23 protein-coding genes are annotated in these 26,051 nt (G+C 67.8%); 12 read left to right on the top strand and 11 right to left on the bottom strand.

The window, feature by feature from the left end; genetic code table 11:
• The first annotated feature begins 2 nt into the window (after window positions 1-2).
• Entirely contained in the window at window positions 3-362 is a 360-nt protein-coding gene (locus tag AWC25_RS20230) for a hypothetical protein (protein WP_372513471.1), read from the top strand.
• A gap of 50 nt (window positions 363-412) precedes the next feature.
• Window positions 413-1,708, top strand: a complete 1,296-nt coding sequence (locus AWC25_RS20235; protein WP_244899565.1) for a hypothetical protein — start codon at window positions 413-415, stop codon at window positions 1,706-1,708.
• Here the strand turns inward: AWC25_RS20235 and AWC25_RS20240 are convergent.
• From AWC25_RS20240 to AWC25_RS20255, 4 genes are read right to left on the bottom strand one after another with little or no spacing between them, the layout of a single operon-like run.
• Window positions 1,705-2,211, bottom strand: coding sequence for a 2'-5' RNA ligase family protein (locus AWC25_RS20240; RefSeq protein ID WP_085167348.1), 507 nt, complete (start codon window positions 2,209-2,211; stop codon window positions 1,705-1,707). The two genes, AWC25_RS20235 and AWC25_RS20240, sit on opposite strands and share 4 nt — an antisense overlap.
• On the bottom strand, window positions 2,211-2,903 hold the full coding sequence (gene bioD, locus AWC25_RS20245) for a dethiobiotin synthase (protein ID WP_085167349.1): 693 nt from the start codon (window positions 2,901-2,903) through the stop codon (window positions 2,211-2,213). Before bioD ends, AWC25_RS20240 begins: the two co-directional genes overlap by 1 nt.
• Window positions 2,900-4,048: an 8-amino-7-oxononanoate synthase gene (locus tag AWC25_RS20250; protein ID WP_069399500.1), complete on the bottom strand. Its 1,149-nt coding sequence runs from the start codon at window positions 4,046-4,048 to the stop codon at window positions 2,900-2,902. Before AWC25_RS20250 ends, bioD begins: the two co-directional genes overlap by 4 nt.
• 4 nt (window positions 4,049-4,052) lie before the next feature.
• Window positions 4,053-5,369: an adenosylmethionine--8-amino-7-oxononanoate transaminase gene (locus tag AWC25_RS20255; RefSeq protein WP_069399501.1), complete on the bottom strand. Its 1,317-nt coding sequence runs from the start codon at window positions 5,367-5,369 to the stop codon at window positions 4,053-4,055.
• 161 nt (window positions 5,370-5,530) lie between these two features.
• On the opposite strand from AWC25_RS20255, the gene AWC25_RS27040 reads away from it, so the two are divergent.
• The 6 genes from AWC25_RS27040 to treZ all read left to right on the top strand — a co-directional run bounded on the left by AWC25_RS27040 (window position 5,531) and on the right by treZ (window position 15,521).
• The gene (locus AWC25_RS27040; protein WP_069399545.1) at window positions 5,531-5,926 is read left to right on the top strand and encodes a hypothetical protein; all 396 of its coding nucleotides are present in this window, start codon (window positions 5,531-5,533) and stop codon (window positions 5,924-5,926) included.
• Between the two features lie 320 nt (window positions 5,927-6,246).
• Window positions 6,247-6,984, top strand: a complete 738-nt coding sequence (ripD, locus tag AWC25_RS20265) for an NlpC/P60 family peptidoglycan-binding protein RipD (RefSeq protein ID WP_069399502.1) — start codon at window positions 6,247-6,249, stop codon at window positions 6,982-6,984.
• A 102-nt stretch (window positions 6,985-7,086) separates the two neighbouring features.
• Window positions 7,087-9,252 carry an acyltransferase family protein gene (locus AWC25_RS20270; RefSeq protein WP_085167433.1) on the top strand — a complete coding sequence of 722 codons (2,166 nt, stop codon included), beginning with the start codon at window positions 7,087-7,089 and terminating at the stop codon, window positions 9,250-9,252.
• Between the two features lie 34 nt (window positions 9,253-9,286).
• The gene (glgX, locus tag AWC25_RS20275; RefSeq protein WP_085167350.1) at window positions 9,287-11,500 is read left to right on the top strand and encodes a glycogen debranching protein GlgX; all 2,214 of its coding nucleotides are present in this window, start codon (window positions 9,287-9,289) and stop codon (window positions 11,498-11,500) included.
• Window positions 11,501-11,503: 3 nt separating this feature from the next.
• Window positions 11,504-13,804 carry a malto-oligosyltrehalose synthase gene (treY, locus tag AWC25_RS20280; RefSeq protein WP_085167351.1) on the top strand — a complete coding sequence of 767 codons (2,301 nt, stop codon included), beginning with the start codon at window positions 11,504-11,506 and terminating at the stop codon, window positions 13,802-13,804.
• Window positions 13,797-15,521 (top strand): malto-oligosyltrehalose trehalohydrolase, encoded by a 1,725-nt coding sequence (treZ, locus tag AWC25_RS20285; protein WP_085167352.1) that lies wholly within the window; start codon window positions 13,797-13,799, stop codon window positions 15,519-15,521. Before treY ends, treZ begins: the two co-directional genes overlap by 8 nt.
• 27 nt (window positions 15,522-15,548) lie before the next feature.
• Here treZ and AWC25_RS20290 read toward each other — a convergent pair whose 3' ends face one another.
• Window positions 15,549-16,139, bottom strand: a complete 591-nt coding sequence (locus AWC25_RS20290; protein ID WP_069399546.1) for a TetR/AcrR family transcriptional regulator — start codon at window positions 16,137-16,139, stop codon at window positions 15,549-15,551.
• 203 nt (window positions 16,140-16,342) lie between these two features.
• Here AWC25_RS20290 and AWC25_RS20295 point away from each other — a divergent pair, with 203 nt between their 5' ends.
• Window positions 16,343-17,872: a class I adenylate-forming enzyme family protein gene (locus tag AWC25_RS20295; RefSeq protein ID WP_211281062.1), complete on the top strand. Its 1,530-nt coding sequence runs from the start codon at window positions 16,343-16,345 to the stop codon at window positions 17,870-17,872.
• A 41-nt stretch (window positions 17,873-17,913) separates the two neighbouring features.
• Window positions 17,914-18,705 carry an alpha/beta hydrolase gene (locus AWC25_RS20300; RefSeq protein WP_069399507.1) on the top strand — a complete coding sequence of 264 codons (792 nt, stop codon included), beginning with the start codon at window positions 17,914-17,916 and terminating at the stop codon, window positions 18,703-18,705.
• 128 nt (window positions 18,706-18,833) lie between these two features.
• Here AWC25_RS20300 and ilvA read toward each other — a convergent pair whose 3' ends face one another.
• Entirely contained in the window at window positions 18,834-20,147 is a 1,314-nt protein-coding gene (ilvA, locus tag AWC25_RS20305; RefSeq protein ID WP_069399508.1) for a threonine ammonia-lyase IlvA, read from the bottom strand.
• A 43-nt stretch (window positions 20,148-20,190) separates the two neighbouring features.
• Entirely contained in the window at window positions 20,191-20,628 is a 438-nt protein-coding gene (locus AWC25_RS20310) for a nitroreductase family deazaflavin-dependent oxidoreductase (protein WP_069399509.1), read from the bottom strand.
• A gap of 853 nt (window positions 20,629-21,481) precedes the next feature.
• Here AWC25_RS20310 and AWC25_RS20315 point away from each other — a divergent pair.
• The gene (locus tag AWC25_RS20315) at window positions 21,482-22,315 is read left to right on the top strand and encodes a mycofactocin-coupled SDR family oxidoreductase (RefSeq protein WP_069399510.1); all 834 of its coding nucleotides are present in this window, start codon (window positions 21,482-21,484) and stop codon (window positions 22,313-22,315) included.
• Between the two features lie 37 nt (window positions 22,316-22,352).
• Window positions 22,353-23,021 carry a nitroreductase family protein gene (locus AWC25_RS20320; RefSeq protein ID WP_069399511.1) on the top strand — a complete coding sequence of 223 codons (669 nt, stop codon included), beginning with the start codon at window positions 22,353-22,355 and terminating at the stop codon, window positions 23,019-23,021.
• Here AWC25_RS20320 and AWC25_RS20325 read toward each other — a convergent pair.
• The 4 genes from AWC25_RS20325 to AWC25_RS20340 all read right to left on the bottom strand — a co-directional run bounded on the left by AWC25_RS20325 (window position 22,999) and on the right by AWC25_RS20340 (window position 25,916).
• On the bottom strand, window positions 22,999-23,316 hold the full coding sequence (locus AWC25_RS20325) for a helix-turn-helix transcriptional regulator (protein WP_084229207.1): 318 nt from the start codon (window positions 23,314-23,316) through the stop codon (window positions 22,999-23,001). The two genes, AWC25_RS20320 and AWC25_RS20325, sit on opposite strands and share 23 nt — an antisense overlap.
• A gap of 119 nt (window positions 23,317-23,435) precedes the next feature.
• Entirely contained in the window at window positions 23,436-23,804 is a 369-nt protein-coding gene (locus AWC25_RS20330; protein WP_085167353.1) for an AraC-like ligand-binding domain-containing protein, read from the bottom strand.
• Complete coding sequence (locus tag AWC25_RS20335) at window positions 23,789-23,968, bottom strand: hypothetical protein (protein ID WP_084229209.1); 180 nt, start codon at window positions 23,966-23,968, stop codon at window positions 23,789-23,791. The genes AWC25_RS20330 and AWC25_RS20335 overlap by 16 nt, the downstream gene beginning before the upstream one ends.
• A gap of 22 nt (window positions 23,969-23,990) precedes the next feature.
• Complete coding sequence (locus AWC25_RS20340; protein WP_069399548.1) at window positions 23,991-25,916, bottom strand: lysophospholipid acyltransferase; 1,926 nt, start codon at window positions 25,914-25,916, stop codon at window positions 23,991-23,993.
• Window positions 25,917-26,051 lie beyond the last annotated feature (135 nt).

The raw sequence follows: 26,051 nt of genomic DNA on the forward strand, positions 1-26,051 counted from the left end.
CGATGCACGGCACGCTGGTTGCGGTGTGGGTGACGGTGTTGACCTGCGCGCTGGTGGGCTGTAGCGGCAAAACCGATCAGGCCGGCGCGCCCGGCGCGTTGGACGTCAACGTGACCATCTCGCACGGTCAGGTCGACCCGACCAACGCCACGTTGCAGGCCAAGGTCAAGCAACCGATCACCCTGCACGTCGCCAGCGACGTCACCGACGAGCTGCACGTCCACTCGGTGCCCGATCACAAGTTCCAAGTCGCGGCCCAGCCCGACCAGATCTTCCGTTTCACCGTCGACGTCCCCGGCAATGTCGACGTCGAGCTGCACCACCTGGACCGCACGATAGCGACCATTCACGTCCAGCCGTGACGCTGCTCGCGCACGGTTTGGGCGGGTCGAGCGATCTGCCGGTGCCCTACATGTACGCGATGGTGGGCGCGGCCTGGGCGCTGACGTTCACCTTCGCCCTGGTCGCCTTCGCGTGGAAGCGTCCGCGGTTTGATCCGGACGCACCCGGTCGCCCCCTGCCGGCGTGGGTGACGAAGGTGGTCGACGCGCGCGCCACCCGCTGGACGGCGGCAAGCCTGGCCCTGGTGTTCGCGGTGTGGGCGGTGCTGGCCGGCGTGTGGGGTCCGCAAACCCAACGCAATCCCCTGCTGGGGTCGTTTTACGTGCTGCTGTGGGTCGGGTTGGTGCCGCTGTCGCTGGCCTTCGGACCGATGTGGCGGGTGCTTTCCCCGATCCGCACGGTGTATTTGCTGCTGCGTCGCGTCATGCCGGAGGCGCTGAGCCGTCCGCGTGCCGCCTATCCGCAGAGTTGGGGGTACCGCCCGGCCGCGGTCGGCTTGCTCGCGTTCGTGTGGCTGGAGCTGGCGAGCCCGAATTCGGCGTCACTGACGTGGGTGCGCGGCTGGCTGTTGATCTACGCGGTGCTATTGCTGGTCGGGGCGTGGCTGTGCGGGCAGCGATGGCTGGCCCGGGCCGACCCGTTCGCCGTGTACAGCATGGCGGTGTCGCGGCTTTCGCCGTTTCGCCGCTCGACGGCCAGCGGACGAATCGTCCTGGGCAACCCGTTCGACCATCTGCCGTCGCTGCCGGTGCGACCCGGTGTGGTTGGCGTGCTCGCGGTGCTGCTCGGTTCGACGGCTTTCGACAGCTTCTCGTCGTCGCCGACGTGGCGCAACTTCGCCGATGGGCTGTCCCGGTCGGCTCATGTCGTACCGGCGTCGCTGATGCCGTCGGCGTTGCGAACGGCAGGCCTGCTGGTCTTCATTTCGGTTGTCGCGCTGACCTTTTCGTTGGCAGCGCGGGCGACCGGCGGCGTGGACCGGGCACAGCGTCGCGCGTTGCCCGGGCAGCTGGCGCACTCGCTGATCCCGATCGTGGTGGGCTACATCTTCGCCCACTATCTGTCCTATCTGGTGGAGCGTGGCCAGCAGACCGTCATCGCCCTCGCCGACCCGTTCGGGCACGGCTGGAACCTGTTGGGGCTGGCGCATCTGCAGGTGGCCTACGTGCTGTCCCAGCACCCGCCGGTGCTGGCCGCGATCAAGGTGATCTGCGTGGTGACCGGGCACATCGTCGCGGTCATCGCCGCCCACGACCGAGCGCTGCGGCTGTTGCCGGCCGGTCACCAGCTCACCGGGCAGCTCACCATGATGCTGGTGATGGTCGGTTACACCTTCACCGGGCTGTACTTGCTGTTCGGTGGCTAAAGCAGGTGCTCGACGCGCTTGCTGCCGTCCCAACGGCGCAGGCCGGCGAAGCTGCCGTGCAGTTGGGCTGGTCGCCCGGCGATGCGCAGCGCACGGCCCAGTTGGCCGGCCCCGACGCGGCGCGCCAGCGTCACGTGCGCGGTCCACTGCCCGGGCAGGCTATTGGGCAGCGCGGCGGGCATCAGATACGGACCGCACAGCCGGTGCACCTCCGCGTGCAGCGCCAGCAGCTCGACGCTGGGCACCAGCAGCCGGGCGAACACGGCGTCGGACCGGCCGAACAGCAGGGGCGCGCCGATGAGCGCACCGATCGGCAGTCGTGCGGAGACCGGGCGCAGCAGGTCGTCGACGTCGGCGGCGATGTTTTCGGCAACCGCAAGCGTGACGTGTGGACGGCTGGCCGGGGCCTGGCTGGGAATGCCGGCGCCGGCCAGCTCGTCCCAGATCCGGCGGACCGCGTCCTCGGTGTCGCGGTCGAAGATTAACTCGATCGAGTGCACCATCAGCCGGCCAGCGCGGTCACCCAGTCGCGGTCGAACGCCGCGGTGCTCAGCGCCGCGAACTCGTCGGGGCTCATCGAGCCGGCCCCGGCGGGCAGCACGGCCCGCACTGGCGCCAGCCGGCCCAGCGCCGACCGGTTCGAGGTGTGCACCGCCCCGGGCTGTGGCGGCCAACTTCCGAGCACCAACCCCGCACACGGAACTCCTTGTCCGGCAAGCGATTCCAGAGTCAGCGCGGTGTGGTTCAGGGTGCCCAGTTCGGCGGTGACGGTGACCAGGACGACGGCCCCGAGGTCGACCGCGAGATCGCGCAGGGTGACGCCGGCTTGACCGTCTCGTCGGCCGAGCTCGACCAGTAGCCCGCCGGCCCCCTCGACCACGGTCAGTCGCCCGGGCCGGTCCAAGTCGCGGATTAGGCGCAGCAGGTCGTCGCCGGTGGGCAGCGACAGCCCGGCCTGTTCGGCCGCGGCGACCGGCGCCAGCGGCTGCGGGTAGCGCGCCAGCCCGGCCGTCTGCGTCACCCCGGACAGCCGCGCGACCTCGGCGAGGTCGTCGTCACCGCAGGCGGTGCCGGTCTGCACCGGCTTGCACACCGCAACGTCGATCCCGGCCAGCCGCGCGTGACAGGCCAGCGCCGCCACGGCGACCGTCTTCCCCACCCCCGTGCCGGTTCCGGTGACGACCAGGACGGTCAACGGCGCGCCACGGCCAGCACCTCGGTCAGCACGCGGCGCGCCACCGCCAGGTCGGCGGCATCCAACGAGGCGCGGGCGGACAGCCGCAGCCGCGAGGTCCCGGCGGGAACGGTCGGCGGCCGGAAGCAACCCACCCGCACCCCCGCGTCCAGGCACGCCGTCGCCGCGGCCAACGCGACCTCCGGCTGCCCGAGGATCACCGAAACCACCGCGGACTCCGGGGAGTCCGGCACCCCGCAGATGCGGGCCAGTTCGCGGGCGTGCCGCAGCACCGCCGCGGGGCGCCAGGCCTCGGCCCGCAGCACGTGCAGCGCGGCCAGCGCGGAGCCGACCGCGGCCGGTGCCAGGCCGGTGTCGAAGATGAACGGGCGTGCCGCGTCGATCAGGTGGGCGCGCACCTCGGGGGGGCCCAGCACCACGCCGCCCTGACTGCCCAGCGCCTTGGACAGCGTCGTGGTCATCACCACGTCGGGAGCACCGGCGAGTCCGAGTTCGTGCAGCAGGCCGCGGCCGCCGCCGCGCACGCCGAGCCCGTGGGCCTCGTCGACGATCAGCAGCGCCCGGTGGCGACGGCAGACCTCATGCAACTCGTGCAGCGGGGCCAGGGCCCCGTCGGCGCTGAACACCGAATCGGTGATGACGACGGCCCGCTCCTCGTCACGGCCGGCCAGCGCCGACGCGACCGCCGCCACGTCGCGGTGCGGCGTCACCACCACGCGGGCCCGGGACAGCCGGCACGCGTCGACCAGCGAGGCGTGCGAATGCGCGTCGGAGACCAGCAGCGAGCCCGGGCCCGACAGGCCGACGACGACGCCGAGGTTGGCGGTGTAGCCCGACGAGAACAGCAGAGCGGCGGCGGCGCCGACGTACTCGGCGAGCTCGGCCTCGAACTGCTGGTGCAGCTCGGTATCGCCGGTGACCAGCCGCGATCCGGTGGACCCGGCACCCCAGATCCGCAGCGCCGCGACGCCCCCGTCGATCACGTCGGCATGCTGTGACAGACCGAGGTAATCGTTGGAGGCCAGGTCCAGCTCGGTGGCCACCGGCGGGCGCGGCCGCAGCGAACGACGCAGTCCCGCCTTCCGGCGCTGTTGTGCTACCTCGTCCAGCCAGGCCAGCGGGGAAACCTCGATCGGTGCCTTCATCGCCCTAGAGCCTACGAGAGCCGGCACGCGTGGCGACTTCGACCATCGCGGAGGTGATCTGGGCGATCTCGGCGGGCGTGCAGATGTAGGGCGGCATGGCGTAGATCAGGTTGCGAAACGGGCGCAGCCAGATGCCGTGGTCGAGTGCCGCCGGGGTGGCCACGGCCAGGTCGACGGGCTTGTCGCATTCGATGACGCCGACGGCCCCGCACACCCGCACGTCGGCGATGCCGGGCTGGGCGCGCGCGGGCTCGAGTCCGGATGCCAGACCCGCCGAGATGTCGGCAACGCGGGATTGCCAGTCCTGCTCCAACAGCACCTGCACGCTGGCCACCGACACCGCACAGGCCAGCGGGTTGGCCATGAATGTCGGGCCGTGCATCAGCGCACCGGCCTCTCCGGTGCTGATGGTGTGGGCGATCCCGGCAGTGCACAGCGTGGCGGCCAAGCTGAGATAACCTCCGGTCAGGGCCTTGCCGACGCACATGATGTCCGGGCTGACCCCGGCATGGTCGGCGGCGAAGAGCTGTCCGGTGCGTCCGAAGCCGGTGGCGATCTCGTCGAAGATCAGCAGCACACCGTGCCGGTCGCAGATGTCGCGGAGGTCGCGCAGGTAGCGCGGATCGTGAAACCGCATGCCGCCGGCGCCCTGCACGACGGGTTCGACGATCACCGCCGCCAGCTCACCGGCGTGCCGGGCCAGCTGGGCTTCGAACGCCGCGCTGTAGGCCGCGTCGTAGTCACGGGGCACCTGCGGGGCGAACAGCTGGCGCGCCAGGATGTCGGTCCACAGCGAGTGCATGCCGCCGTCGGGGTCGCAGACGCTCATCGGGGTGAACGTGTCCCCGTGGTAGCCGCCGCGCCAGGTCATCAGCCGGTGCTTTCCCGGCCGGTGCCGGCTGCGCCAGTACTGCAACGCCATCTTGACCGCGACCTCGACCGATACCGAGCCGGAGTCGCTGAAGAACACCGTCTCGAGGCCGGCCGGGGTGATGTCGACCAGCAGCTCGGCCAGCCGGGCGGCCGGCTCGTGGGTCAGGCCGCCGAACATGACGTGATTCATGGTTTTCAGCTGGGCGGCGAGCGCCGCGTCCAGCACCGGATGCCCGTGCCCGTGGATCGCGGTCCACCACGAGCTCATCGCGTCCAGCACCTCGATCGGCGCGCCATCCCTGATCAGCTTTAACCAGGGGCCGCGGGCCCCGACGGCAACCAGCGGCGCAAGGCTTTCATTGCCGATGGTGCTGTAGGGATGCCACAGATGTGCGGCGTCGATCGCGCTGATTTGCTCGGGCGTCAACCCGGATCTTGCCGCAGGCATAGAGACCGAGCGTAAAGCAGCCGGCTCGCACAAAACCCCCCCATCGGGGAGCATCTATCGGCATGGCATTGCCCTACCCGTTCGAAGACCCGCACGGCGGTGACCGCCCCGACTCCCGGCACGCGCCCCAGCAGCCGGACGGCGCGGTCGACTTTCAACCAATGCCTTACGGCGACAACAACTTTGACGCTGCGAAGACGCACGTAGTGCGGGTGCGGGTGGCTCCGTGGGATTTGATCGCGACGGTCACCCTGGTGGTGCTGCTGATCGTCCTGGCGACGGCGACGACGTGGCCGACCCGGCTGTACGGCTTCCTTGGCGAGGTGTGCTCGGACGAAACCTGCGGAATGGTGCCGTTTCAGCTCGACGTGTACATCTACCCGGTGGTGTGGGGCGGTATCGGGGCGGCGATCGCCGCGGCCGGCATCGGTCCGTTCGTTTCGCTGCTCAAGGGCTGGTATATGTCCTTCTGGCCGGTGCTCTCGCTGGCGATCATCATGGTCAGTTCGGCCATCGGCGACTCGCTGACGGTGTTCAGTTCGCGGTACTGGCACTGACCGCAACCCATCGCGATCGCGTACCGGCGTGAGACCGAAATCACAACTGCCGATAAAGATTTGAGCTCGGCGGTCTCCGTCCGGTTACGGTCCGACAAAAAATCTTTCGTGGAGCTCAGCGGCTATTTTCGGGCGCGCTGTTCTGTTGTAAAAAGTGTCTGCAGTGACTGGTGTGACTCACCGGGTTAACCGACTGATTCACGTCCCCGCAAGGAGGCGGCGTTCGACCCTCGGGTCGTCGCGAGTCATCGCACGGCGGCCGAGGCGACCTACCGCGCCAAGGCCTTGACCCGACAGAGTTCAGGAAGGGCGGAACTCCCATGAAGCGCATCTATACGTTTGCTGTCGGCCTCGCCATCTTGGCGGCGCCGATGGCCGCCGCCCCGGTGATCGCCGCGGCCGACCCGGGAATCCGGGCCACGGACTACCAGCAAGTCACCGACGTGGTGATCGCCCGGGGCCTGTCGCAGCGCGGCGTGCCCTTCTCGTGGGCGGGCGGCGGAATCAACGGCCCCTCTCGAGGCACCGGCACCGGCATCAACACCGTCGGCTTCGACGCGTCGGGCCTGATGCAATACGCCTACGCCGGCGCCGGCATCAAGCTGCCACGCTCGTCCGGGGCGATGTACCGAGTCGGGCAGAAGGTACTGCCGCAACAGGCACAGAAGGGCGACCTGATCTTCTACGGCCCGGAAGGCACCCAAAGCGTCGCCATGTACCTGGGCAACAACCAAATGCTCGAGGTGGGTGACGTCGTGCAGGTCTCGCCGGTACGCACCAACGGCATGACGCCCTATCTGGTGCGGGTGCTCGGCGCCCAGTCGCCGCTGCAAACGCCGCTGCAGCAAGCCCCGGCGCAGCAGGCGCCAACCCAACAGACGCCGCTACAGCAGCTGCCGACCCAGCAGGCCCCGTTGCAGCAGCTTCAGGCACAGCAACCGCCGCTGCAGCCCGCCCCGCTGCAGCAGCAGCCGGCCCAACCGCAGCTGCCGCAAATGCCGCAGCTGCCGAACCTGCAGGCACTGCTGCAGCCGTCCCCGACGGGCACGACGCCGTAGGTTCCCAGCCTTCCGAACACCGCTACCTGCTCCGCCAGGCCGCCTCGCCGAAAGGCGGGTGGTCAGGCGCAGGTGGCGGTTTTCGGTAAATTAACGGTGACCATGCAGATCTCGTCGCCGTTCCCGCACTTCGCCGCTGCCGCAAAACCGGCCGCCGGCGGCGCGCCGACCAAGGGATCTCAGGAGTTCTACCGCTACGACCTGGACGGTTTGCGCGGCATCGCGATTGCGCTGGTCGCGATGTTCCACATCTGGTTCGGCCGGGTGTCCGGCGGGGTGGACGTGTTTCTGGCATTGTCCGGCTTCTTCTTCGGCGGCAAGATTTTGCGCGCCGCGCTCAACCCGGCGGTGTCGTTGTCCCCGATCGCAGAAATCATCCGGCTGATCCGCCGGCTGGTTCCGGCTCTCGTCGTGGTGCTGGCCGGGTGCGCGGTGCTCACCATCCTCGTGCAACCGCAAACACGCTGGGAGACCTTCGCCGACCAGAGCCTGGCCAGCCTCGGCTACTACCAGAACTGGGAGCTGGCGAACACCGCCTCGGACTACCTGCGTGCCGGTGAAGCCGTGAGCCCGCTGCAGCACATCTGGTCGATGTCCGTGCAAGGCCAGTTCTACGTCGCCTTCCTGTTGTTGATCTTCGGCTGCACCGTGGCGTTCCGGCGTCTGCTCAAGGCGCACCTGCGCACCCTGTTCCTGGTGCTGCTCAGTGTGCTGACCGTGGCGTCGTTCGGCTACGCGATCTACGCGCACGGCGCCGACCAGTCGATCGCCTACTACGACAGCTTCGCGCGCGGCTGGGAGCTGCTGCTCGGCGCGCTCATCGGCGCGGTCGTGACCTACATCCGGTGGCCGATGTGGCTGCGCACCGCCGCCGCCACCGTCGCGCTGGCCGCGATCGTGTCCTGCGGGGCGTTGATCGACGGCGTCGACGAATTCCCCGGCTCGTGGGCCCTGGTGCCGGTCGGCGCCACCATGCTGATGATCCTGGCCGGGGCGAACCTGGGGGCGGGCAACCGGATGCCGCTGCCGAATCGCCTGCTGGCCACCCGTCCGCTGGTCGAACTGGGCGCTATCGCCTACTCGCTGTACCTGTGGCACTGGCCGCTGCTGATCTTCTGGCTCTCCTACAGCGGCCACAAGCGTGCCAACTTCCTCGAGGGTTCGGCGGTGCTGTTGATCTCCGGCCTATTGGCATACCTGACCACCCGCCTGGTCGAGGATCCACTGCGCTACCGGGCACCGCGCGGCACCGAGCGGGCGACGGTCACGCCGGCGAGGTCCTGGTGGGTGGGCTGGCGCCGGCCGACGATGGCGTTGGGCGGGCTGGTCGTGCTGCTGGGCGTCACGCTGACCGCCACCTCGTTCACCTGGCGTCAGCACGTCACGGTGTTGCGCGCGGCCGGCAAGGAACTGTCCGTGCTCAACCCGCAGGACTACCCCGGTGCCCGTGCCCTGACCGAGCACGTGCGGGTGCCCAAACTGCCGATGCGTCCCAGCGTGTTGGAGGTCAAGGACGATCTGCCGGCCTCCACCCCGGACGGCTGCATCAGCGACTTCGTCAACCCGGCGGTGGTCAACTGCATCTATGGCGACCAGGCGGCGTCGCGGACCATCGCGCTGGCCGGCGGTTCACACGCCGAGCACTGGCTGCCGGCCCTGGATATCCTGGGACACGCCCATCACTTCAAAGTTGTGACATATCTCAAAATGGGTTGCCCGTTGTCGACCGAGCAGGTCCCGCTGATCATGGGCAACAACGCCCCGTACCCGCAATGTCGCGAGTGGGTGCAACGCACGATGGACAAACTCGTCGCCGACCGCCCCGATTACGTCTTCACCACCACCACCCGCCCCTGGAACATCAAAAGCGGTGACGTGATGCCCGCGACGTACATCGGCATTTGGCAAACGTTGTCCGACAACAACATTCCGATCCTCGGTATGCGCGACACCCCGTGGCTGGTCAAGAACGGCCAACCGTTCGACCCGGCGGACTGCCTGGCCAAAAAGGGTGCCACCCCCGCGTCGTGCTCGATCAAACGTTCCGAGTTGCTCTCCGACCGCAACCAAACCCTGGACTTCGTCGAGCAATTCCCGCTGCTCAAGGTGCTCGACATGTCAGATGCCATCTGCCGCAGCGATGTTTGTCGACCGGTCGAAGGAAATGTGTTGATCTACCACGGCGCTCACCACCTGACTCCCACCTACATGCGGACGATGGCCCACGAGCTCGGCCTGCAGATCGCGACCGCGACCGGTTGGTGGTAGGTCAGACAGGACAGCCCACCGCGGATAAGGTCACATGGTGCCGTCAATCAACCCGGGTTCCGATCCGGCCGCAGCTTCGGGTGCTGCACCGGCTCACCCCAGACCCACACTGCCCACCGTCTGGCCAGGAGACGCCTATCCCCTCGGCGCCACCTATGACGGCGCGGGCACTAACTTTTCGCTGTTCTCCGAGATCGCCGAGAAGGTCGACCTGTGCCTGATCGACGAGCACGGCACCGAATCGCGGATCCCGCTGGACGAGGTCGACGGCTACGTCTGGCACGCATACCTGCCCAACATCACGCCGGGACAACGTTACGGATTTCGGGTGCACGGTCCGTTCGATCCGGCGGCCGGGCACCGGTGCGATCCGAGCAAGCTGCTGCTTGATCCGTACGGGAAGTCCTTCGACGGCGACTTCACCTTCGGCCAGGCGCTGTTCTCCTACGACCTGAAGGCCATCGACCCCGACGGCGACACCGCGATCACCGGCACGCCCCCGATGATCGACTCGTTGGGCCACACGATGACCAGCGTGGTGATCAACCCATTCTTCGACTGGGCCTTCGACCGCGCGCCCCTGACGCCGTATCACGAGACGGTGATCTACGAGGCCCATGTCAAGGGCCTGACCCAGACCCATCCCGGCATTCCCGAGGAGTTGCGCGGCACCTACGCCGCGCTGGCCCATCCGGCCATCATCGACCACCTCAAGGCGCTCAACGTGACCGCCCTGGAACTGATGCCCGTGCATCAGTTCATGCACGACCAGCGACTGCTGGACCTCGGGCTGCGAAACTACTGGGGATACAACACATTCGGGTTCTTCGCCCCGCACTACCAGTACGCGTCCAACCGGCAGGCCGGCGGCGCGGTCGCCGAATTCAAGATGATGGTGCGCAGCCTGCACGAAGCCGGCATCGAGGTCATCCTCGACGTGGTCTACAACCACACCGCCGAAGGCAACCACCTGGGCCCGACCATCAACTTCCGGGGCATCGACAACCGCGGCTACTACCGGCTCGTCGACGAGGACCTGCGGCTGTACAAGGACTACACCGGCACCGGCAACAGCCTGAACCCGCGCCACCCGCACGTGCTGCAGCTGATCATGGACTCGCTGCGGTACTGGGTGACCGAGATGCACGTCGACGGGTTCCGCTTCGACCTGGCCGCCACCCTGGCCCGGGAGCTGCACGACGTGGACCGGTTGAGCGCGTTCTTCGATCTGGTGCAACAGGATCCGATCGTCAGCCAGGTCAAATTGATCGCCGAGCCGTGGGACGTCGGCGAGGGCGGCTATCAGGTGGGAAATTTCCCGGGTTTGTGGACCGAGTGGAATGGGAAGTACCGCGATACTGTGCGTGACTACTGGCGGGGCGAGCCCGCAACCCTGGGCGAGTTCGCTTCCCGGCTGACCGGGTCGTCGGACCTGTACGAGGCGACCGGTCGACGCCCGAGTGCCAGCATCAACTTCGTCACCGCGCACGACGGGTTCACGCTGGCCGACCTGGTCTCCTACAACGAGAAGCACAACGAGGCCAACGGCGAGGACAACCGCGACGGCGAAAGCCACAACAGGTCGTGGAACTGCGGAGTGGAAGGGCCCACCGACGACCCGGAGATCGTCGAGCTGCGCTGCCGGCAAATGCGCAACTTCTGGGCCACCCTGATGGTCAGCCAGGGCACGCCGATGATCGCCCACGGTGACGAACTGGGGCGCACCCAGCAGGGCAACAACAACGCCTACTGCCAGGACTCCGAATTGGCTTGGATGGATTGGTCTTTGGTGGACAAGAACGCCGATCTGCTGACGTTCGCCCGCCGCGCGACCAAGCTGCGCAAGAGGCACCCGGTGTTTCGGCGGCGTCGGTTCTTCGACGGCGAGCCGATTCGCAGCGGTGACGAAGCCCGCGACATCGCCTGGCTGACGCCGTCCGGCCGGGAGATGACCCACGAGGACTGGAATCAGGCCTTCGACAAATGCGTCGCAGTCTTCCTCAACGGCGAGGCCATCACCGCACCCAACGCCCGAGGAGAGCGCGTGGTCGACGATTCGTTCCTGCTGTGCTTCAACGCCCACAACTGCGACGTCGAGTTCGTCACGCCCCGCGACGACTACGCGCAGGAATGGACGGTCGAACTGGACACCAACTGCCCCACCGGGGACGCGGGTCAAGTCGTCACGGCGGAGGAAACGCTGACCATCCCGGGCCGCTCGATGCTGATTCTGCGAAAGACCGCCTGACACATGGCCTTTCCGGTGCTATCCACCTATCGCTTGCAGCTGCGCGGTCCCGCCAGCGGCGAGGCATTCACATTCGCCGATGCCGTGCAACTGCTGGACTACCTCGACGAACTCGGTGTGTCGCATCTGTACCTGTCGCCCATCTTGACCGCCGTCACCGGATCGACGCACGGGTATGACGTCACCGACCCGACCACCGTCTCACCGGAGCTGGGCGGCCCCGACGGCCTGGCGCGATTGTCGGCCGCCGCCGCCGAACGCGGTCTCGGATTGATCGTCGACATCGTGCCCAACCACGTCGGGGTCGACCAGCCCACCCAGAACCCATGGTGGTGGGACGTGCTGCGACACGGTCGATCATCCTCGTATGCAACGTTTTTCGACATCGACTGGGACCTCGACGAGCAGGGCCGAATCGTGCTGCCGGTGCTGGGATCCGACGACGACGTCGCCGAGCTGAAGGTGGACGGCGACCTGCTGCGGCTAGGTGAGCTGACCCTGCCGATCGCGCCCGGCACCGGGGACGGCACCGGACCGCAGGTGCACGACCGCCAGCATTACCGGCTGGTGGGCTGGCGCAACGGCGTCGTCGGCTATCGCCGATTCTTCTCGATCACCTCGCTGGCCGGTTTGCGCCAAGAGGACCGGGCGGTGTTCGAGGCCAGCCACGCCGAGGTCGCGCGGTGGGTCCGCGAGGGACTCGTCGACGGGGTACGCATCGATCACCCCGACGGATTATCGGATCCCACCGGCTATTTGGCGTGGCTGCGTGACCTGCTCGGCCCGCAGGCGCTGATCGTGATCGAGAAGATCCTGGCGGTCGACGAGGCTTTGGAACCCACGCTGCCGATCCAGGGCACCACCGGATACGACGTCCTTCGCGAGGTGGGCGGGGTGTTCGTCGACCCCGCCGGGGCGCCGGCGCTTACCGAACTCGTCGAGTTCGCCGGTGTCGACTATCACGGCATGCCGCGGCAGCTGGCCGACCTCAAGGTGCAGGTGGCCACCGACACCCTGGGCAGCGAGCTGGCCCGGCTGCTGCGCGCCGTCGCGACGGCCGCCGGCACCGATCACCCGCAGTTACCCGAGGCGATTGCCCAGCTGCTCACCCATATCGACGTGTACCGCACCGACTACCTTGGCCTGAGCGCCGTCCTGCCCACCGCGCTAGCCGAAACCCAGTCCGCGCGACCGGAACTGGGCCCCGCGCTTCAGGTACTCACCGCGGCGCTGGCCCACGGTGGCGAGCCAGCCACCCGGCTGCAGCAACTGTGCGGGGCCGTGACGGCCAAGGCCGTCGAGGACTGCCTGTTCTACCGCGACGCCCGGCTGGTGTCGCTCAACGAGGTCGGCGGCGAGCCGCTGCGGTTCGGTGTCGGCGCCGCAGAGTTCCACCACCGGGCCGCCGCCCGGGCACGGCTGTGGCCGCAGGCGATGAGCGCGCTGTCCACTCACGACACCAAACGCGGCGAGGACGTGCGCGCCCGCATCGGCGTGCTGTCGCAGGTCCCGTCGTTGTGGACCGAATTCGTGGCGCGCTGGGAAGCCCAGGCGCCATCCCCCGATTCCGCAACCGGACAGTTCCTGTGGCAGAACATCTTCGGCGTGTGGCCGGTCAGCGGAGAGATCACCGGCAAGTTGCGTGACCGGTTGCACGCCTACGCGGAGAAGGCCATTCGGGAAGCCGCCCTGCACACCTCGTGGAACGACCCGGACACCGCGTTCGAAGATTCGGTCCATCGATGGGTGGACACCGTGCTGGATGGGCCCGTGGCCGGGCAGCTGACCGAGCTTGTCGCCCAACTGAATCCGCACGCCGCCAGCGATGCGCTGGGTCAGAAGCTGCTCGCCTTGACCGTGCCGGGCATCCCCGACATCTATCAGGGCACCGAGCTGTGGGACGACAGCCTCGTCGACCCCGACAACCGCCGCGCCATAGACTATGCCGCGCGCCGGGCCGCCCTCGCCGCCCTGGAACACCCCAAGATGCGGGTGGTCACGACGGCGCTGCGGGTGCGCCGCTCCCATCCGGACACCTTCGGCCACGGCGATTACGTCCCGGTGCTCGCCGACGGCGAAGCCGCCGATCATGTGCTGGCGTTTGCCCGGGGTGACGACATCGTGGTCGCGGTCACCCGCTGGACCGTGCGGCTGACCGAAAAGGGCTGGGGGAACACCGTGTTGACGCTGCCGGAGGGCACCTGGAAGGACACGCTGACGGGGGCCATCGCGGACGGGCCGACGTCCGCTGCCCAATTGTTCGCCGACCTGCCCGTCGTCCTGCTGGAGCGCCATCATGGCTGAATTTCGCGTCTGGGCCCCTAAGCCCGAGCAGGTCCGGCTCGACGTCGAGGGCACGGTGTATCCGATGACCCGCACCCGGGACGGCTGGTGGCACGCCGACGTCGACGACGGCCGCGACGCCCGCTACGGATATCTGCTCGACGACGACCCCACCGTGTTGCCCGACCCGCGATCGGCTCGCCAGCCCGATGGGGTGCACGAGCGCTCGCAACTGTGGGACCCGGCGGGCGCCAGCTGGACCGACGGTGATTGGCCCGGCCGGACGCTGGACGGCGCGGTGATCTACGAGCTGCACATCGGCACCTTCACCCCGGCGGGCACCTTTGACGCCGCCATCGAAAAGCTGGACTATCTGGTCGATCTCGGTGTCAATTTCGTCGAGCTGATGCCGGTCAACTCCTTCGCGGGAACCCACGGCTGGGGATACGACGGCGTGCTCTGGTACAGCGTGCACGAACCCTACGGCGGCCCCGACGGTTTGGTCCGGTTGGTCGACGCTTGCCACGCGCGGGGTTTGGGCGTGCTGATCGACGCGGTGTTCAACCACCTGGGCCCGTCCGGGAATTACCTGCCGCGGTTCGGCCCGTACCTGTCGTCGGGCAGCAACCCTTGGGGCGAGGGCATCAACATCGCCGACGCCGATTCCGACGAGGTGCGTCGCTACATCATCGGCTGCGCGTTGCGCTGGATGCGCGACTTTCACGCCGACGGTCTGCGGCTAGACGCGGTGCACGCCCTGGTTGACACCACGGCCGTGCACATCCTCGAAGAATTGGCCACCGAAACCGATTGGCTCGCACAGCAACTGGGCCGGCCGCTGTCGTTGGTCGCCGAGAGTGACCTCAACGATCCGCGACTGATCACGCCGCGGGATCACTACGGCTACGGCCTCACCGCGCAATGGGCCGACGATATCCATCACGCCATCCACACCGCGGTGTCCGGCGAACGTCAGGGCTATTACGCGGACTTCGGTTCGCTGGCCACGCTCGCGGAGACGTTGCGCCGCGGGTTCTTCCACGCCGGCACCTATTCGTCGTTCCGCCGCCGACGGCACGGCCGCCCGCTGGACACCCACGCGATCCCGGCCAGCCGGCTACTCGCCTACACCTGCACGCACGACCAGGTCGGCAACCGCGCCCTCGGCGACCGCCCATCGCAGAACCTCGACCCCGGGCAGCTGGCGATCAAGGCCGCCCTGGTGCTCGCCTCCCCGTACAGCGCAATGCTTTTCATGGGTGAGGAATGGGGAGCGTCGACGCCGTTTCAGTTCTTCAGCTCGCATCCCGAGCCGGAGCTGGCCCGGGCCACCGCCGAGGGACGCAAGGCCGAGTTCGCCGAGCACGGCTGGGACGCCGACGAGATTCCCGATCCGCAGGACCCGGAAACGTTCCAACGCTCCAAATTGGACTGGGGCGAACTGGACTCCGCACCGCATGACCGGTTGCGCGGCTTCTACCGGGACCTGATCATCCTGCGCCACAAGGAACCCGACCTGGCCGATCCCTGGCTGGACCACCTCGCCGTCGACTACGACGAAGAGCTGCGCTGGATCGTGTTGTCCCGCGGCCAGTTTCGCATCGTGTGCAACCTGGGCACCGAGCCGGTGACGATTCCGATGGTCGGCGACGTCATTCTTGCCTGGGGCGAGCCGGCCACAAGCGCCGATGGCACGGTGCTGCAAGGCCATTCGGTAGCAATATTGCGCCTGCCGTAACGGTTGCGGCGTCGCGCCGCAGGTCGTCTAGACCGACGCGGGCTGGTAGGTGGCAGCCAGGATCGCCCGGGTCGCGGCGCCCACCCGGTCCGACACCGCCGCCGGGTCGGAGGCGTCGAATTTGCCATCGAGGTGCAGGAACGCCAACCCGTGCACCAGGCTCCAGACGGCGTTGGACAGCGCCTCGACGTCGGAGTCGGGATACGTTCTGCGTACCCCGCCGCTGACCAGGTCCCAGATGGCCATCGTCGCCGCGACTCGCTCGGCATTCTCCCGATCGCACGGCGCGCCGAAGATCAGGTGGAACAGCGCGGGCCGGCGTACCGCGAACTCGACGTACGCGGTGCCGATCGCCACGAGGTCGTCCGGAGTCGCCGGCGCGGGATGAGCGCCGGCCATGCATGCGGCCAGCTCTCGGTAACCGACCGCGGCCACGGCGGAGATGAGGGCGTCGCGATCCGCGTAATGACGGTAGGGCGCCCCCGGGGACACCCCGGCTCGCCGAGCCACCGCGCGAAGCGAAAGTTCCGCAGTGCCGCCGTCTTCCTCAAGCAGCTCCATCGCCGCGCGTACGCACGCCGCGGCCAGATCCCCATGGTGGTAACGCATCTTCGGCATGAGCCAGATCACATACTCCGCAGTGTAGACAATGCTTACATACGCGTCCTAATGTAAGCGGTGTACACAGTCTAATGGGCCGAAGCGACGGTTCACCATCGTGCCCGGTACGACGCGGTTCCGCCACTGTCCCCTCGATCCGAAGGTTCGTGATCGCCAATGCCAATTCCTTACGTCGAAGCGTCGCTGCCGGTGGGCCACCGATGGTCTTGATCCGCGAGATTCCCCGCGACCGCAACCCCTTTCCTGTTACCGGCACTCGTCGTGACAGCAGCGGCGTCCCCTATTACGACCAGTTGCCAACCACCCTGCTGGACATGCTTGCGGCGCGGGTGGACGACCACCCGGACAGCGAGGCAGTCGTCGAACTCGGCGGCGACCGGATGACCTACCGGCAGCTGTGGGACCGTGCCGCCCGCGTTGCGGGGGGACTACGTGAACACGGCCTGACCCGGGGTGACCGAGTAGCGGTGCGCTACCCCGGCGGGCTCGATTGGGTCCTGGCGTTCTGGGGCACCGTGATGGCAGGCGGCATCGCGACCTTGGTGAACACCCGATCGGACCAATCCGAAATCGAGTTCGTGCTGGCCGACTCGGGCGCCCGCATCGACCTCACCCCTGACAAGGCATTGCCCGATGGGCGACCGTATGTGACCGAGGGGCTGCAGGGCGCCGACACGGCGGCGCTTTTTTATACTTCCGGGACCACCGGCCGCCCCAAGGGGGTGCCGACCACCCACCGGGCGTTTGTCGCCAACTGCGAGAACGGGGCCAGAACCGTCGGACTCGCGCCCGACGCCGACCAGCTACGCACGCTGATCTCGGTGCCGCTGTTCCACGTAACAGGTTGTGGTGTACAACATTTGGCGATTACCTACCAAGGTGGCGCCTCGGTCATCATGCCCACCCTGAACGTCGAGGCGATGCTGAACGCGTTGGCAGCCGAACGCATCTCGTTCCTGGTGACGGTTCCCGCCATCTATTCGCTGTTGTTGCGTCACCAAGGCTTTGCCGCAACCGACGTGTCCGGGGTGCGCTGGGTCGGCTATGGCGGCGCGCCGATCGCCCCGTCGCTGGTGAGCAGATTGAAGGTCGCCTTCCCGCGGGCCCGGACATTCAACGGGTATGGCATGACCGAGTCGGCCGGACTGATGACCATGTTGCCCGACTCGGACGCCATCGAGCACGCCGATTCCGTGGGGTATGCCGTGCCGTCGGTGGACCTGGGAGTCATCCCGATCGGTGACGATCCGAATGTGGGCGAACTGACGGTGCGCGGAGCCAATGTCACTGCGGGCTACTGGAATCGGCCGGAAACGACTGCCGAGTCGATGGTGGACGGGTGGCTACGCACCGGCGACATGGTCCGAGCCGACGAGGCGGGCCGGGTGCATATCATCGATCGGCTGAAGGACATCATCATCCGCGGCGGCGAAAATGTGTCCAGCGTCGAGGTCGAGGGGGTGCTGCTGTCGGCACCCCACGTCGCCGACGCGTGCGTGCTGGCCGTGCCCGACGACGTGCTGGGCGAGAAGGTCGGCGCCGTACTGGTCGGCGGGCAGCACGAGATCGACGTGACCGCGGTCATCGACTACTGCAGCCGCCGGCTCGCTGATTACAAGGTTCCCCAATACGTCGCGGTGGTCCGCGACCCGCTGCCCCGCAATGCGGGCGGAAAACTGCTCAAAACCAAGTTGCGCCAACAGGTTTGCTGGGGCACCGCGTTGCGCTGAGCCGCTGTGGCGGACCCTGACACACGGAAAAGAGAACTCTGATGCTCGAAGTGATCGACAAAGGGGAAGCGACCCCGCAGCACCCGGCCCCGCTGCTGTTCGTGCACGGCGCGTGGCAGGCCAGCTGGTGCTGGGAGGTGAATTTTCTCGATTTCTTTGCCGCACACGGCTTTCGCGCGGTGGCGCTGAGCATGCGCGGTCACGGCGGCAGCTCCCCCGCCAAACCCTCACGGCTCTGCTCGATTTCGCATTACCTCAGCGACGTGAGAACTGTCGCGGACAAGCTGCCCGCAGTACCGGTGGTGATCGGGCATTCGATGGGCGGATTCGTGGTGCAAAAGTACCTGGAGGGTCGCGAACTACCCGCCGCGGTGCTCATGGGTTCGGCACCGCCGCGAGGTCAGATTCTGTCGCTGCTCCGGTCGGTGGCCCGAAACCCTTGGCGTTCCATGAAGTTCTCCATTACCGGCAAACCTACTGCCTTGTGCGGGCCCTCAGCGGCGGGGGCCCGGGAACTCTTCTTCGGCGATTACGCGCCCGACGATCTGGCCGCCGCCTTCGCAGCGCGGCTACAATCCGACAGCGCTCGGGCGATCTTCTTCGACATGGTGGCCGGCAACCTGGTGCGTACGGCAAAGGTCAGCACGCCGCTGCTGGTCATCGGCGGCGAGAAGGACCAGATCTACAGCCAGAGCGACGTCCGTCGGACCGCGAAGGCCTACCAGACCCAACCCGTATTCATACCCGGGATGGGACACGAGATGATGATCGAACCCGGCTGGGCGGTGGTCGCGGACACGATCAAGGTCTGGCTCGGCCGGCACGGCCTGTGAACCGTTTGCCGTGGATTCGCCGCGCACCCTCGAGCGGCCGGAGTTGCGCACCGCCTCGGCGATCGCCGCGGCCTCGGTCCCGCGATCGTCGCGCCCGACTAACGGACGCGGTACCCGCGGGTGACGGGTCACAGCAGCAGGTAGCGGTAGGCCGGCGACCCGGGGTGCAGCTTCTCGACGTGAATCTCGGTCTCCCGCATCCGCGCGACCAGGTCGTCCAAGTCGGCCGACGACCCGAGCTGGATCCCGACCAGCGCTTCACCGGTTTCCCGGTTGTTGCGCTTGACGTACTCGAACAGCGTGATGTCGTCGTTGGGTCCGAGCACCTCGTCGAGGAATCGCCGCAGCGCGCCGGGTTCCTGCGGAAAGTCCACCAGGAAATAGTGCTTCAACCCGAGGTGGACCAGCGACCGCTCGAGCACCTCCCCGTAGCGGGAGACGTCGTTGTTGCCGCCCGAGATCAGGCAGACGACCGTGGAGCCGGGCTCGACCGGCCCGTCGGTGGCCTCCAGCAGGCCGGTGACTGACAGCGCGCCCGCCGGTTCGGCGATGATGCCCTCGTTCTGGTACAGGTCCAGCATCGCGGTGCACACCGCGCCCTCGTCGACCGTGGTGATCGAGACCATGTCGCCCGCGGCAGCCAGCGCGGCATGCGGCAGCGTGCCCGCCCGTTTCACCGCGGCGCCGTCGACGAACTGGTCGACGTGATCCAGGGTGACCGGTTCACCGGCGGCCAGCGCGGCCATCATCGCCGCAGCCCCGGCCGGCTCGATGCCCAGCACCGCGGTGCTCGACGTCCGCTCGGCCAGATAGGTCGTGATGCCCGCGATGCACCCGCCCCCGCCGACGGGGACGACGACCAGGTCCGGCTCCCCCACCCCGAGTTTGTCCAGCTGGTCCAGCATCTCGACGGCGATGGTGCCCTGGCCGGCCATCGTGCGGACATCGTCGAACGGCGGCACCAGCGTGGCGCCGGTGCGCTGCACGTCTTCCAGCGCGGCCTCGGCGGCCAGATCGTAGGTCGACCCGCCCACGATCAGCTCGATGAACCCATCGCCGTGATAGCGGATCCGGTCGCGCTTCTGCTTGGGCGTTTTCGCCGGCACATAGACGCGGCCGCGCACCCCGAGGGCCCGGCACGCGTAGGCGAAGCCCTGCGCGTGATTGCCGGCCGAGGAGCACACCACCCCGGCGCCGATCTCCTCCGCGGACAGCTGTACCAGCAGGTTGTAGGCACCTCGCAGCTTGTAGGACCGCACCACCTGCAGGTCCTCCCGTTTCAGGTAAACCTGCGCGCCGGTGATCGCCGACAACCGGTCGCTGTACTGCAGTGGAGTGGGCGTGACCACCGCGGCAATTCGCTGGGCCGCGGCGTCAATGTCGGCCGCGGTCAGGACGGGCAGCGGTGACATGCTCGGGCTCTGGCTCAGTGAGGCGGACACCGGTCAATGGTGCCACGCACCACCCGCCACCTGCCTAATCGGCTCAATCCACCGGGGTCAACACAAACACCGGGATCTGGCGTTCGGTCTTCTTCTGGTACTCGGCATAGTCCGGCCAGGCCGCCACCGCCCGCTCCCACCAGACGGCCTTCTCGTCGCCGAACACCTCGCGGGCTTCGTAGTCGCGGGTGACCGGCCCGTCTTGCAGCTCGACTCGCGGGTTCTTGGCGATGTTGTAGTACCAGACCGGGTTCTTCGGGGCGCCGCCGAGCGAGGCGACGACGGCGTATTCGCCGTTGTGCTCGACGCGCATCAGCGGGGTTTTGCGGAGCTTGCCGGTCTTGGCCCCGACCGTGGTCAGCAAGATGATCGGCTTGCCCTTCATGTCGGCGGCCTCGCTTCCGCCGGACTCGGCATATTTCTCGGCTTGTTCGCGCGACCAGTCCCAGGGCGAAGGTTCGTACTCTCCGGTGAGTGGCATGGGTCAACTGTAGTGCGCGGGTCCGTGCATCGAACCGTCGCTGGGCCGCGGCACTAGAGCAGACGTGCCCGGCTCTCAGCGACGACTTCCGGCGCAGTTGTCGTGCGGCGATGGGCACATCCACATCGTCGAATGCCGAAACGTCTTCCCGCCTGTGGCCCTCACGGCTCCGGCCGAGTCAAGTAGCGCGGGTCAGGACGGGCCCGGCCACTCGGTGAGAGTCGTGTCGTCCATCCCGGCAAGCGACGGCACGCCACTACGCGCGGGCCATCGCGACGCCCAGGACGTTGGAATTGACCAGTGCGGCCCGTTCGTCGGCGCGGTCTGGCGTCCGCGACTGTCGTAATGGCGGCCAGCACGGGGGCCACCTATTCCACGAACACCACGAGCAGCGCATCAGCCGCGGTCCGATTGGTCGGCGCCGCGTAACAGCGGGAGGAACGAGCCCGGGGATTCCGCACCTGGACGAAAGTGGCACCAGCACGTCAGCCAAGAGGTCGGGCGCGACGCTGGCCAGGTCGGAAAAGCTGACCTCGAGGCGCGACACCGCGACGACAGATCCACGTTGTTGCCGAAGTAGTGCATGACCAACGACGGTCCACCCCCGCGGTAACCCGGAACCCGTCGGCAAGCAGGTGCTGTTGCGGTCCGGGCTGGTGGGCCCGCGCCGTCACGCCCCACCCCCGACCGGCCCGATTGTCGCGACACGTGTGGACCCCTGCTGCTCCGCTTCCCGCGGTGCGCGGCGCCTCAGTGGGCGCCTCCGGACAACTTCGTTTCGCGCGCATACAAATAAACCCGCCCGGTGGCGCGCACAGTGGAGGCGAAGTGCAACGACGACTGGAGGGGGTTAATGACAGGGCAATTCGAGCAAAAGGTCGCGTTCATCAGTGGGGCCGCGCGGGGGCAGGGCCGGGCGCACGCCGTGCGGTTCGCCAGAGAGGGCGCCGACATCATCGCGATCGACATCTGCCAGCAGGTCGACAGCGTGGCCTACCCGATGTCCCGGCGCGAAGACCTCGACGAGACGGTAAACCTGGTCGAGAAGACCGGCCGCCGCATCGTGGCCGACCAGGCCGACGTGCGCGACTTCCCGCGGCTCCAAGCCATCGTTGCCGACGGGGTCGCCAAGCTCGGCCGCCTGGATTTCGTATTGGCCAACGCCGGGTTGGCGCCGGGCCCCGGCCTCCCGGAACCGACCATGCGGGCCTACTTGGATTCGATCGACATCATGCTCAACGGTGTCTACTTCACCATAGAGGCCGCGTTGCCCGCCCTGCTCAGGCACGGTGACGGGGGCGCCATCGTGATCACCAGCTCCGTGGCCGGGTTCAAATCGCTCGGACGGAGCACGGGCACCCGCGAGCATGGCCTGGCCGGCTACACCGCTGCCAAGCATGGAGTGGTCGGGTTGATGCGCTACTTCGCGACGGTGCTCGCCGCGGACAAGATTCGCGTAAACTCCGTGCACCCCACCGGTGTCGCCACGCCCATGATCCAGAATGAGTCGGTTGACGCCTACCTCGCCGAACATCCGGATTTCGCCGAAGCCTTCGCCAACCTTCTGCCGGTGCCACTCGTCGACCCCGAGGACGTCACCGCGGCGATCGTATACCTGTGCGGCGAATCCGGGCGCTACATCACCGGCGTCACTCTGCCGGTGGACGCCGGTCTTCTCGTCAAGTGAGCACGTTCTCCAGTCCGATCACGCAAGGAATGCAAACATGACCGATATTGCCCGCGCACCGCGCCTCAACCTGTCCGCCGACGAGGTCCTCACCACCACCCGCAGCGTGCGCAAGCGACTGGACCTGGACAGGCCGGTCCCCCGCGAGGTGCTCGTCGAATGCCTGGAGATCGCGCTGCAAGCGCCGACGGGATCGAATCAGCAAGCCTGGCAATGGGTCTTCGTCGAGGACGACGAACGCAAGCGCGCGCTGGCCGACATCTACCGCGAGTTCGCCGCCGACTATCTCGGCAACCTGCCGCTGCCCAGTTACGGCGACGTTCGGGACAAACAGCTTCCCGCGGTGGCCGATTCGGCACGGTATCTGGCGGCGCACATGCATGAAGTCCCAGTGCTGCTGGTGCCCTGCCTGAAGGGCCGTCCCGACAACAAGCCCGCCGGGATCACCGCCGACTTCTGGGGTTCTCTGCTGCCCGCGGTGTGGAGCTTCATGCTCGCGTTGCGCTCCCGGGGGCTCGGCTCCGCGTGGACGACGTTCCACGTCGTCCGGCCCGAGAACGAGCGGCGAGCTGCCGACATTTTGGACATCCCCTACGACGAGTACAGCCAGGGTGGCCTGTTCCCGATCGCCTACACAAAAGGCACGGACTTTCGACCGGCCAAGCGGTTGCCGGCCGAGCAGTTCATTCACTGGAACACGTGGTGAGGCGGTAATCCCGCGGCGAGACCCCATAGGCCGACTTGAACAGCCGGGAGAAGTGGGCCTGGTCGACCAGACCCCAACGGGTGGCGATGGCGCCGATCGAGTGCGACACGAACGTCGGATCGCACAAGTCCCAGTGGCAGTGCTCGAGCCGCCGCGTGTGGATCCATCCCGTCACGGTCTGCTGTTCGCCGTGGAACAGCTTCTGCAGCGTTCGAACCGACATGTAGTGCGCCGCACCAATACTCGGCACGTCGAGATCGGGGTCGGACAGCCGGTCCTCGATATTGGCCCGCACTCGCCACAGCAGACTCGCCCGGCCCTCCTGCGGGTCGGGGCGACACCGCGGACCGCAAGTGCTCGGCGAACAACGCCGCCAGCAAGTCCAAGCCGGCGGCGCCCAGATGTTGCGCCGGTCTAAGGTGTCCGGGTGTCGAGCTCTCGCAGGCCGTTCAGGTAGCGCACCAGCACTGCGCCCAGGCCCGCCCGGCAATCGATGGGACGCAGCCACAGGCGGTCCAGCTCCGTGGCCGACAACTGCAGCGCCTGGGGGGAGAACAGCATCGTGTGTGCGCGGAACAACGGGCCCGCGGCGAGCCGGTACGGCCGGCTGGTGTCATAGACCGTGAGCTGTCCAGGCTGCACCGTGCTTGCCCTCCGGCCCTGGGAAACGGCGGAGAGCCCGGACAGCTGAAGTCCGACCTTGAGGTAGCCCCCGCGGCGGCGGCGACGTGCCTGCGGGTGCGATCGGCCACGAACGCCTCGCGCGCCTACAGTTGGGAGAATCGCATGGGCCCCAGATCCATCGAGCTGCCTCCGGCCAGGAAGGCGTCCCCGTCGTCAGTCGACATCCGCATCGGGACCAGCTCTTCGGTTAGAAACCGGTCGAACGCTTCGACCGAGGTCTGGCCGTCATTGGCGGCCCCATCGTGGCTTAGTGCACCGCGCATCCCGTTGTCCCCCGGTCCTTGCTCAGGTGTGACACGAGCTGGGTGGGCTCGCGGTTCGACGAATCCGGGCCAGCTCGGCAAGCGCGTTGACCCGTCGCGTCGCGGTCGCGATCTCGTCGGCGAACTCCTGGCGACGCTTGGCCAGGTGCTCGCGGTCGCCACCGTCGACCAGCTCGCGGTGCCGGGCCAGCCGCAGCGCCGTCTTGAACAGCTCCATCGATCTGGACTCGGCGCTGGCGATCCGGCGCTGCAGTTCCCACTGCTTGCCCAGTTCCAGGCAGTCGGCCAGGAACTCGTCCTCGTCAAGTTCGTCGTCCTCCAGCGCGGCCAGCCGGTCGGCGACGATGTGGTAGGCGTCGAGGAACGGCCGCAACACCAGGTGCGCCAACAGCAGGTCCGCCGATTCCAGCAACCTGCGCACGTCGGCGGCGGCCGCGGGCTTGCTGGTGTCCTCGACCGGGCCGATCAGCCGAACCTCGTCGGCCAGCTCCTTTTCGAACTGGGCTCGCCCGGAGAACAGGAACTCGAACTTCAGCAACTCCCGCAAGTTCAGCGCCTCGTCGCGTACGGTCACCGGCGACACCATGCCGTCGGCCGCATTCGTGGCGTGTTCCACCGCGGCCAGCAACGCCGTCTCCGCGATCGCGCGGTCGACCAGGATGTGGATCGCGGTGTTGCGGTAGAACGCGGCGACCAGATGCTGGTCCGCGCCGATCCCCCAGACCGCTTCGGTGCCGGCGTCGTAGACGCTGACCACACCGGAGGCGACCAGCTGATGCAACGTCCAACGGATGGTGGAGCGATTCGTCAGATCCGCCGCCCCGGCGACCGCCCAGTTGCGTGCCGTGATGTAGCTGGCCAACGGTTGCACGGTGGCCAGCACCTCGCTGATCGACAGCGACCGGTCGGCCCCCAGCAGCGCCAGGCTCACCACGGCGGTGGGCGTGACCGGCGTCGCCCGGTTGATCCGGTGCTCGACGTCAAGCGCGATCCGTTCGATCTCGGTCCCGATGCCCACCTCGTCGCCGCGCATCTCCTCGAGGCGCTTGCGCAGCGGCAGCGGTTCGCCGAAGTCCAGGTACGCCCGACCGAGCCGCTTACCTTGCTGGCGAGCCAGCCCGACCAAGAATCGCAGATCCTCCGGCCGCTTCACCGCGCCGTAGGCCTCGGTGGTCATCGCCTCCACCTCGTGCAGCTGGTCGTACACGATCGAGGTTGGCACCAAATACACTTCGGGACCGTCGATTTCGTCGACGGCATCGGTGATATAGCGCAGGATGCCGAAAACCGGCGGTCGCAGCTTGCCGGTCCTGGTCCGTCCGCCCTCGATCGACCACGCCAGGTTGGCGTGATCCTGCACCAGCTGCGCGGCGTAGGCGCGCAGCGCGAAGCGGTACACGGGAATGTCTTTGGTCTGGCGACGGATGAAAATCGTGCCGGTGCGCTTGGCCCACCCACCCATCGGGAAGAAGTTCAGGTTTGCCCCGCCGAAGGTCAGCGCGGGCGAAAGCCGGTTGGCCAGCACCATTTCCGGCAGCAGCATGCCGTCCAGGTACGAGCGGTGGGAGAAGGCAAACGCCAATGTGGCTTTGCGGTCCAATTTGCGCAGCTGCGCGATCTGATCCTCGTCCACCAGCACGTCGTAGGCCCGCATCAGCCAGCGGCTGAACCCGCGCCAGCCCTGCACGGCCCGCTTGTCCAGCGAGGCCGCCATCTCGCGCAGGTACCCGACGGCCTCGGCGCGCACCTGGGAGGTGTCGCGACCCAGCTCATCGGCCAGCCTGGTCAGCCGCTCGTCGTACCAGGGCGCGCCCAGCAGCCGCGTCACCGCGGGCGGGTCGGTGGGCAACGGTATCACCGCCTCCTCGATAACCCCGGTGCGCTGCAACACTTTTCGGACGCCGGCCCGACCGAGTTCGCGTGCCGTCGCGAGCCGCTTGTCGGTCATGCCGCGCGCCCCGTTGCCGTCGCGGATTGGGTCGTCGTCATGTCCGTTCTCCTCAAATGTCACCGGGTGGCGGGACGGCTCTGACCAGCTGCGCTTGTCCACCTCCCCTGGCTGAGCGTACGTCCGCGGCCGGGT

The organism is Mycobacterium sherrisii (assembly GCF_002102355.1).
GTDB lineage: Bacteria > Actinomycetota > Actinomycetes > Mycobacteriales > Mycobacteriaceae > Mycobacterium > Mycobacterium sherrisii.

Bases quoted from the DNA above. Each gene is read 5' to 3' on its own strand.
- AWC25_RS20340 (WP_069399548.1), bottom strand. From the start codon at position 25,916: ATGACCGACAAGCGGCTCGCGACGGCACGCGAACTCGGTCGGGCCGGC.
- AWC25_RS20335 (WP_084229209.1), bottom strand. From the start codon at position 23,968: ATGCGCGGTGCACTAAGCCACGATGGGGCCGCCAATGACGGCCAGACC.
- AWC25_RS20235 (WP_244899565.1), top strand. From the start codon at position 413: ATGTACGCGATGGTGGGCGCGGCCTGGGCGCTGACGTTCACCTTCGCC.
- AWC25_RS27040 (WP_069399545.1), top strand. From the start codon at position 5,531: ATGCCTTACGGCGACAACAACTTTGACGCTGCGAAGACGCACGTAGTG.
- AWC25_RS20270 (WP_085167433.1), top strand. From the start codon at position 7,087: ATGCAGATCTCGTCGCCGTTCCCGCACTTCGCCGCTGCCGCAAAACCG.
- treY (WP_085167351.1), top strand. From the start codon at position 11,504: ATGGCCTTTCCGGTGCTATCCACCTATCGCTTGCAGCTGCGCGGTCCC.
- AWC25_RS20315 (WP_069399510.1), top strand. From the start codon at position 21,482: ATGACAGGGCAATTCGAGCAAAAGGTCGCGTTCATCAGTGGGGCCGCG.
- treZ (WP_085167352.1), top strand. From the start codon at position 13,797: ATGGCTGAATTTCGCGTCTGGGCCCCTAAGCCCGAGCAGGTCCGGCTC.
- AWC25_RS20310 (WP_069399509.1), bottom strand. From the start codon at position 20,628: ATGCCACTCACCGGAGAGTACGAACCTTCGCCCTGGGACTGGTCGCGC.
- AWC25_RS20300 (WP_069399507.1), top strand. From the start codon at position 17,914: ATGCTCGAAGTGATCGACAAAGGGGAAGCGACCCCGCAGCACCCGGCC.
- ripD (WP_069399502.1), top strand. From the start codon at position 6,247: ATGAAGCGCATCTATACGTTTGCTGTCGGCCTCGCCATCTTGGCGGCG.
- AWC25_RS20255 (WP_069399501.1), bottom strand. From the start codon at position 5,369: ATGCCTGCGGCAAGATCCGGGTTGACGCCCGAGCAAATCAGCGCGATC.
- AWC25_RS20250 (WP_069399500.1), bottom strand. From the start codon at position 4,048: ATGAAGGCACCGATCGAGGTTTCCCCGCTGGCCTGGCTGGACGAGGTA.
- glgX (WP_085167350.1), top strand. From the start codon at position 9,287: ATGGTGCCGTCAATCAACCCGGGTTCCGATCCGGCCGCAGCTTCGGGT.
- AWC25_RS20240 (WP_085167348.1), bottom strand. From the start codon at position 2,211: ATGGTGCACTCGATCGAGTTAATCTTCGACCGCGACACCGAGGACGCG.
- AWC25_RS20320 (WP_069399511.1), top strand. From the start codon at position 22,353: ATGACCGATATTGCCCGCGCACCGCGCCTCAACCTGTCCGCCGACGAG.
- AWC25_RS20230 (WP_372513471.1), top strand. From the start codon at position 3: ATGCACGGCACGCTGGTTGCGGTGTGGGTGACGGTGTTGACCTGCGCG.
- AWC25_RS20290 (WP_069399546.1), bottom strand. From the start codon at position 16,139: ATGCCGAAGATGCGTTACCACCATGGGGATCTGGCCGCGGCGTGCGTA.
- AWC25_RS20295 (WP_211281062.1), top strand. From the start codon at position 16,343: ATGGTCTTGATCCGCGAGATTCCCCGCGACCGCAACCCCTTTCCTGTT.